We start from the raw sequence: 4,175 nt of genomic DNA, 5'->3' as shown, positions 1-4,175 counted from the left end.
GCCGCCACCGTCATGCTGCTCAACAAGGTCGATCTGCTTCCCTATCTTGATTTCGACGTTGAGAAGTGCAAGGAGATGGCCCGCAGGGTATCCCCCGGCATCACCATTTTCGAGGTCTCCAGCCGTACCGGCCAAGGGATGTCTGAGTGGTACGCTTGGCTCAAAGGTGGGGTAGCCGGGGCGAAGGGGTAGTATTGGCGGCGGAGGTGAGCCTGGCATCGACTGAGAGGGAGCGGGCGGCCATCGAGGTCACCGGCATCGTGCAAGGGGTGGGATTCCGCCCCTTCGTCTACCGGCTCGCCCAGCGTCTCCGCCTGGCTGGCTGGGTCAGGAACACCGGCCGCGGCGTCGACATCGAGGTGGAAGGCGATTCCGAGGCAGTACGTTCCTTTCCCATCGCGCTGAAGGAGGAGGCGCCGCCGCTGGCGGTCATTTCCTCGCTTTCCGTAGCCACCCTTGCTCCCAAAGGTGAGAACGGTTTCGCCATCTTCGAGAGCGCCGGCACGGCAGCTGGCGGGGAGGTGCCGCCCGACTGCGAGGTCTGCGACGATTGCCTTGCCGAACTCTTCGACCCCTCCAACCGGCGTTATCTCTATCCTTTCATCAACTGCACCAACTGCGGTCCCCGCTACTCGATCATCACCGGCATTCCCTACGACCGTCCCGTCACCACCATGGCTCCTTTCGCCATGTGCCCAGAGTGCCTCGGTGAATACCATGATCCCGGCCACCGCCGTTTTCACGCCCAGCCCAACGCCTGCCCGGTCTGCGGCCCACGGCTGCGCCTGTGCGACGGGTCGGGACAGGAGCTCGAGGGCGATCCGCTTTACCTGACCCAGCAGGCGCTGCGATCGGGTGAGGTCGTCGCCATCAAAGGGGTAGGGGGATTCCATTTGGCAGTGGACGCCTGCAACGAGGCGGCCGTCCGGCGACTGCGGGAGCGCAAGCATCGTGACGAGAAGCCGTTCGCCCTGCTGGTCCCCGATCTGGACGCCGTGCGGCGCATCGCGCATTGCGGTGAGACGGAGGCACGGCTGCTGATGGGAACGGAGCGCCCGGTGGTGCTCCTGCCGAAGCTGGCCGGCAACACCGTGGCGCCACAGGTCGCCCCACACAACCACTGGCTCGGGATCATGCTCCCCTCGAATCCCTTGCAGCATCTGCTATTCAAGGATCAGCCGGGGCCGCTGGTGATGACCAGCGGTAACCTCTCCGGAGAACCGATCGTGTACCGGGAGGAGGAAGCCTTCAGCCGGCTCTCCGGGATTGCCGACCTGTTCCTGACTCACAATCGCGAGATCAAAACCCGCAGCGATGATTCGGTCATCCGTGTCTTTCGAGGGGAGCCGCTGTTTTTGCGGCGCTCCCGCGGATATGTCCCGCGGGCCGTGAGACTTCCGTCGGAGCAGCCGGCTGTGCTCGCTGTAGGGGGAGAGCTGAAAAACGCCTTCTGTCTCACCCGTGGCGACCGGGCCTTCATGAGCCAGCACATTGGCGACCTCACCAACACGGTGACGGTGGCGAGCCTTGAGGAGAACGTCGAGCATCTGGAAAAGTTACTGGAGATAGAGCCGCAACTGGTGGCGCATGATCTTCATCCCGATTACCTGTCCACCGCCGTCGCCCAGCGCGTCGATTTGCCGCGAGTGGCCGTGCAGCATCATCACGCGCACCTAGCCTCCTGCATGGCGGAGAACGGCCTGGACGGTGAGGCCATTGGCGTGATCTTCGACGGGACCGGCTATGGTTTGGACGGCGCGATTTGGGGCGGCGAGTTCCTGGTAGGCGGCTACCACGGCTTCCAGAGGCGCGGGCACTTGAGCTACCTGAGGCTTCCCGGAGGCGACGCCGCGGTAAAAGAGCCATACCGCATGGCAATTGCCGCTTTGCATGGTGTCTTTGGTGACCAACTGTTCGAGCAGGGCTTGCCGGTAACAGAGCTGGTCGAGCCGGCCCAACGCGGCATCCTCCTGAAGATGATTGAGCGCGGCATCAACTCCCCGCTCACCTCCAGCTGTGGCAGGCTTTTTGACGCCGTGGCCGCCCTGATCGGGGTAAGGACCCACGTCAATTATGAAGGGCAGGCCGCCATGGAGTTGGAGGCGCTGGCCGAGCGTGCCGAGGTGAAGAAGCCGTACCCCTACCTGATCCATGACGGATCTGATAAAGGGGGGACAGGGGGGATTGCTTCTGGCAGTGCAAACGTCGCGCTTGTCACCCCTCCTCATTGCTACCCGCCACCAGAGTGTTTGCAGGTAGATTTCCTGCCGGCGATCGCCGCCATCTGTGAAGACCTGGCGCATGGAAGGGATCTCGCTGAGATGGCGGCCGCCTTCCATCTGACGCTGACCCATGCCGTGGTGGACGTTTGTGGCAGGCTGCGCAGCGAGAGCGGATTAGATCGGGTGGTTCTTTCCGGCGGCGTTTTCCAGAACCGGTTGTTCACCGAGTCGGTGGCGGACAAACTGGAGGAGGGTGGTTTCAAGGTTTTCTGCCACCGACTGGTCCCGCCCAACGACGGCGGTTTGGCCCTCGGTCAAGCCATGGTCGCCGCCGCGCAGTGGAGTGGAGTCGGCGCAAACAGCTAACAATGTCTGCCCGTCCGACATCCCCTCTTCCGAAGGGGGAGGGCTAGGGAGGGGGAGCACCGCCGGCATTGCCGACGACAGTTCCGCCCGCCCACTCACCGCTTCCCATCGTTCCTCCCCTTCAAGGGGAGGGTCAGGAGCTTGCCCGCCGTAGCTTTGGCGGAGGCGGGTGAGGATGGAGTGCTTCCAACCACTAAAGGCAAATCCCCCCATATCCCCCTTTATCAAGGGGGACTTGAGAACCAAGAGGAGTAAATAGATATGTGCGTCGGAGTTCCCATGCAGATCGTCAGCATCGAGGGTGATATCGCGATTGCCGAGATTGACGGCGTCAAGCGCGAGGCAAGCCTGATGCTGTTAGGCGATGAGGTCGCCCTGGGCGACTTCGTCATCGTCCATGCCGGCTTTGCGATTTCCAAGCTCGATGAGCAGGAGGCCAGGGAGACCCTGGAGCTCATGCGCGAGGCGTTCACGCCGGAGAGCATGGCATGAACTACCAGGACGACTTCCGCAACAAGGAGCTGGTGCAGGGGCTTGCCCGACAGATTGCGGCCCTCGCCAAGGGAAAGGGACCCTTCACCTTCATGGAGGTGTGCGGCACCCACACCATGGCCATCTACCAGTATGGGCTCCGCCTCCTGATGCCCCCCGAGGTGCGACTGATCTCCGGCCCCGGCTGCCCGGTCTGCGTCACCCCTAACGGTTACCTTGACCGCGCCATCGCATTAAGCCGGTTGCCCAACGTCATCATCGCCAGCTTCGGCGATATGCTGCGGGTTCCCGGTTCCAGTTCCTCGCTGCTGCGCGAGCGCGCGAAGGGGAGCGACATCCGGGTGGTTTATTCCCCCCTCGATGCGGTGCAGTTGGCGGTCAAGAATCCGGACAAACAGGTTGTCTTCCTCGGAGTCGGTTTCGAGACCACCGCCCCTACCATTGCCGGCAGCATCATGGCTGCGGACAAGCTTGGGCTAAGGAACTACTTCGTGCTCGCATCGCACAAGACGATGCCCCAGCCGATGAGTATCCTGTCGGCTGACCCCGAGCTGGCGCTGGACGGCTATCTTTGCCCCGCGCATGTTAGCGCCGTGATCGGTGCCGACGCCTATCGGCCGCTGTGCGAGAAGTACCACATCCCTTGCGTGGTGACGGGGTTCGAACCGGCGGATGTCATGCAGGGGGTGGAGATGCTGGTACGCCAGGCGGTGGCTGGCGAGAGCAAGGTTGAAATCCAGTATTCGCGGGTGGTCAGTTGGCAGGGGAACCTCAAGGCGCAGGAAATTCTGGCTGAGATCTTCGAGCCCTGCGATGCCGACTGGCGCGGGATCGGCACGCTTCCCGGCAGCGGATTGAAAATAGCTGAGCGGTATTGCCGGTTTGATGCCGAGCTGGCTATCCCCGTAGAGGTTGAGGAGTTGAAAGAACATAAGGGGTGCCAGTGCGGGGAGATCTTGAAAGGAAAAGTGAGCCCCTTCGACTGCCCGCTTTTCGGGAAAGCATGCACCCCGGAGAATCCCGTTGGTGCCTGCATGGTCTCCTCCGAGGGAAGCTGCGCGGCGGCGTACAAGTACGGAAGGTAGGAGCACCAAT

General features: G+C 62.6%; 3 protein-coding genes and 1 pseudogene. All 4 read left to right on the top strand.

The window, feature by feature from the left end:
- Positions 1-192, top strand: a pseudogene (locus tag VJ604_RS13295) (hydrogenase nickel incorporation protein HypB); the annotation flags it as partial.
- A 2-nt stretch (positions 193-194) separates the two neighbouring features.
- Positions 195-2,588, top strand: a complete 2,394-nt coding sequence (gene hypF / locus VJ604_RS13290) for a carbamoyltransferase HypF (RefSeq protein WP_324083271.1) — start codon at positions 195-197, stop codon at positions 2,586-2,588.
- Positions 2,589-2,849: 261 nt separating this feature from the next.
- Complete coding sequence (locus VJ604_RS13285; protein WP_324083270.1) at positions 2,850-3,080, top strand: HypC/HybG/HupF family hydrogenase formation chaperone; 231 nt, start codon at positions 2,850-2,852, stop codon at positions 3,078-3,080.
- Positions 3,077-4,165: a hydrogenase formation protein HypD gene (gene hypD, locus VJ604_RS13280; protein ID WP_324083269.1), complete on the top strand. Its 1,089-nt coding sequence runs from the start codon at positions 3,077-3,079 to the stop codon at positions 4,163-4,165. Before VJ604_RS13285 ends, hypD begins: the two co-directional genes overlap by 4 nt.
- Positions 4,166-4,175: the final 10 nt, after the last annotated feature.

Origin of the sequence: Geomonas sp. (assembly GCF_035254065.1) — a bacterium.
Taxonomy (GTDB): Bacteria; Desulfobacterota; Desulfuromonadia; order Geobacterales; family Geobacteraceae; genus Geomonas.
Note: the sequence above shows the minus strand (reverse complement) of the source record. Positions and strands in the feature narration are given on the sequence as shown.

What these genes read in the sequence shown, in the direction of transcription:
- VJ604_RS13285 (WP_324083270.1), top strand. Translation starts at nt 2,850, where the DNA reads ATGTGCGTCGGAGTTCCCATGCAGATCGTCAGCATCGAGGGTGATATC.
- hypD (WP_324083269.1), top strand. Translation starts at nt 3,077, where the DNA reads ATGAACTACCAGGACGACTTCCGCAACAAGGAGCTGGTGCAGGGGCTT.